Origin of the sequence: Pantoea sp. CTOTU49201, from assembly GCF_032054795.1 — a bacterium.
GTDB lineage: Bacteria > Pseudomonadota > Gammaproteobacteria > Enterobacterales > Enterobacteriaceae > Pantoea > Pantoea symbiotica.
In genome coordinates this window covers 1-3,416 of record NZ_DAMBSA010000464.1, presented here as the reverse complement: position 1 = coordinate 3,416, position 3,416 = coordinate 1, and the positions used below count along the sequence as shown (strand labels likewise).

Annotated in this window: 4 protein-coding genes; 3 read left to right on the top strand and 1 reads right to left on the bottom strand. The window is 54.9% G+C overall.

The window, feature by feature from the left end:
• The 3 genes from RTY00_RS22200 to tmaR all read left to right on the top strand — a co-directional run.
• Positions 1-1,345, top strand: a protein-coding gene (locus RTY00_RS22200; RefSeq protein ID WP_312666277.1) for an IS3 family transposase whose coding sequence is annotated in 2 segments (ribosomal slippage) — positions 1-477 and positions 477-1,345 — 1,346 coding nt annotated over the 2 segments. Because the reading frame shifts where the segments join, the coding sequence is not laid out codon by codon here. This gene is flagged as partial in the annotation.
• 218 nt (positions 1,346-1,563) lie between these two features.
• Positions 1,564-2,622, top strand: coding sequence for an FUSC family protein (locus RTY00_RS22195; protein WP_008110562.1), 1,059 nt, complete (start codon positions 1,564-1,566; stop codon positions 2,620-2,622).
• 161 nt (positions 2,623-2,783) lie between these two features.
• On the top strand, positions 2,784-3,104 hold the full coding sequence (gene tmaR, locus RTY00_RS22190; protein ID WP_008110563.1) for a PTS system regulator TmaR: 321 nt from the start codon (positions 2,784-2,786) through the stop codon (positions 3,102-3,104).
• A 47-nt stretch (positions 3,105-3,151) separates the two neighbouring features.
• Here the strand turns inward: tmaR and RTY00_RS22185 are convergent.
• A partial coding sequence (locus RTY00_RS22185) for a substrate-binding domain-containing protein (protein WP_312666275.1) occupies positions 3,152-3,416 on the bottom strand: 265 nt, incomplete at its 5' end.

Below are 3,416 nucleotides of genomic sequence, written 5' to 3'. Positions count from 1 at the left end.
TCGAATTTAAACTCTCGGCCATTCACTATTTTCTTAGCGGCCATGCCGGTATTGATGGAACGGCTAAGCACTTCAGCATTGCCCCTACTAACCTCCGCCGCTGGGTTGCGCGCTATCAGCATCACGGTGAGCAGGCTTTGCTTCCCCGCGGGCACCGGCGTTATTCTTCTGACTTCAGGGTCCAGGTGGCGCATTATGCTCTGGCTCATACCGGTGAGTCATACGCTGCGGTTGCGGCGCGTTTTAATATCAGCTCACACAAAACGGTTGAATCCTGGGTCCGCCAGTACAGCCTTAAAGGTCACTATGCTTTCCCGCCCGAAAACAGCACGCGGAGAACACCAATGTCAGGCAAAGAAAAATCACCAAAACCAGTCGGGTCAATGACGCCGGAAGAGCTGCTTAAGGAGCTCGAATACCTGCGTGCCGAAAACGACTATCTGAAGGTCATGCAGGAGATTATCCTGGAAAAAAAGCGCCGGGAGCGGGAGAAAAAGCCGCAGCCGTGACGCTGCTGCGCACGCGGCATCGCCTGCCGGTGCTGCTGAGCGTATCGCGGCTGCCGAAAAGCACGTTTTTTTATCAGCTTGCCCGCCAGCAGGCAGCGGATAAGTACGCAGAGGTGAAGGCGCTCATCGTCAGGCTGTCAGAGGAGCATCGCAGTGTTTATGGCTACCGGCGCATGGGCTGCCTGCTCAGGCAGCACGGCTGGGCGCTGAGCGGGAAAACCGTGCTGAAGCTGATGTCGGCGCTGGGCCTGCAGTCGCCGGTGAGAAAGAAGAGATACCGGTTCTGTCGCGGGCCCGAAGGGCGGACAGCCGGCAACGTGCTGCAGCGCAACTTCCGGGCACAGGCACCGAACGAGAAGTGGGTAACGGACGTAACGGAGTTCAGCGTTGCGGGTGAAAAATGCTACCTGTCCCCGGTTCTGGACCTGTATAACGGCGAAATCGTGGGCTGGGAAACGGCGCGTAAGCCGCTGATGCCGATGATAAACGGTATGCTGAGCAGAGCCTTACAGCATCTGACGGGCGAGCAGCGTCCGCTTCTTCACAGCGATCAGGGCTGGCAGTATCAGATGCCGGAGTATCAGCGGCGCCTGGCGGAAAACGGGATAAAACAGAGCATGTCGCGCAGAGGAAACTGCCTGGACAACGCGGTGATGGAAAACTTCTTCGGTCATCTGAAGTCGGAAATGTTTTACCTGAAGAAATACCGTGACGTAGAGGAGCTGGAGAAGGACATCGGAGACTATATCCACTTCTGGAATACTAAGCGGATAAAAATGGGGCTGGGTGGGCTGAGTCCGGTAGCGTACAGGACTCAGCATTACGCAGCGCTTTAACTAAACGGTCCAGGTTATGGGGTTCAGTTCATTCATGGCGACCTTATCAATAACCGCACCAAACCCACTGCGTTACATCAATGTTTCCATTGAGAAAATTAGATGTAACACCCATGTTGTATTTCAGCAAAACACGAAAAATAATTGCGTTCGACCCTGATGATGCAGCCGTTGCCAGGGTAACATAGCGCGCAAATTTTTAGCGTTCCCGGACAACCATGTTACGCGCTGACAAGCCCATCTCGCAGATTGAGTTCTGGTTCTACCGCCACTATCGCGCCGTGCACGGCGTGCGCATCGCTATCGCCTTTGTGCTGTGCTTCCTGTTTGTACGCCTCACCGACATTCCCGAAGGCACCTGGCCGCTGATTACGCTGGTGGTGGTGATGGGGCCGATTTCCACCTGGGGCAACGTGCTGCCGCGCGTGGTGCAGCGCATTAGCGGCACCTTCGCCGGTCTGATTTCCGGGCTGATTGCGCTCAAACTCGAGCTGTTTTCGCTGCCGGTGATGCTGGTGTGGTGCGCCATCGTGATGGTGGTCTGTGGTTATCTGACGCTGGGCAAACATCCTTACATGGCGCTGTTGATCGGTATCACGCTCGGCGTAGTGGTTGGCGCACCGGCCGGGGATTTCACCATCGCCATGTGGCGCGGCGGCGACGTGATTCTTGGTTCGCTGATGGCGCTGCTGTTTAGCGCCATCTGGGCACAACGCGCGTACACGCATTGGCGTATCCAGCTATCGGATGCGTTTATCGCCATGGCTAAACTGCATCACACCGGTTTCTCTGCCAATCTGCTGGAAAAGCCACGCCTCAATAAACCTTTCCAGAAGCTGCTGAGCGGCGTGATCAAAATGCGTGCGCTGCTGGAGCCGGCGAGCAAAGAGACGCGCATTCCGAAATCGGTGTTTGAGGCGATCCAAACCATCAATCGCAATATGGTGAACACCATGCAGATGCAGATTGATGCATGGTGGTCGTCACGTGAAAGCCACTTGATTATGCTTAACGCGCCCACACTACGCCGCACCCAGCAGATGACCGAAGACACGCTGAATGCACTGGCAACGCTGATGGTGAAAGGCGAAACCGAGCAGATCACCGCCAATAGTCACGCGCTGGAGGAGATCACCCAGGAACTGGAGCAGCTAATTGCCAATCGCAGCGGACGTTCTGAAACCACGGCGATTTATGGTTACGTCTGGCTGAGCCTCGAACAGGCGCGTCAGCTGGAGCGCATGACTGATTTAGTGCGTCTGGCGCTGCGTAAATAGTTTTCTCAGGCAATGACTTAATGTGAATCACCCTTTCTTTGCGCTAAGATAAGCGCCAGTCCGAATTTAGCGGTGAGAATTGCAACCCTGGCGGCCAAGCCGCTAAGCTAAACGTTATGACTATTCCGCCTGCCGACGCAGGCCTCAAGAAAGGTGCCAACATGGAAAATGCCAAGCAATCATTTCAGGACGTACTGGAGTTTGTGCGTATGTTCCGTCGTAAAAACAAACTGCAGCGCGAAATCGTGGATAACGAGAAGAAAGTCCGTGATAACCAGAAACGTGTGCTGCTGCTGGACAACCTGAGTGAATACATCAAACCAGGCATGAGCATCGAGGCGGTGCAGGAAATTATCGCCAGCATGCGTGTGGACTATGAAGACCGCGTTGATGAGTACATCATCAAAAACGCTGACCTCTCCAAAGAACGTCGCGAGCTGTCGAAGAAGTTGAAAGCGATGGGCGAGCCAAAAGCCCAATAAACCTTAGGGTCGCCATTCATGGCGACCTTTTTTTATCTACATCCCGCTCAACGCTTCAACTTCCGTGCCAACACCTGCAACTGCTGCGCAATCTCCGCCACATCCACCTCATCCTGCTGTGGTGCCGCTGTGGTTTCACGCAGTACCAACTCGGTTTCCAGCGTCTTCTCTGTCACATCGCCGCCTTCCAGCTGCGCCAGCAAGCGATCAACACTCACCGCGCCCAACTGCTGCAAATCCTGCCGCACCGTGGTTAATGGCGGCTGATACCACGCGCTTTCCGCCGTATCGTCATAGCCAATCAGCGAAATC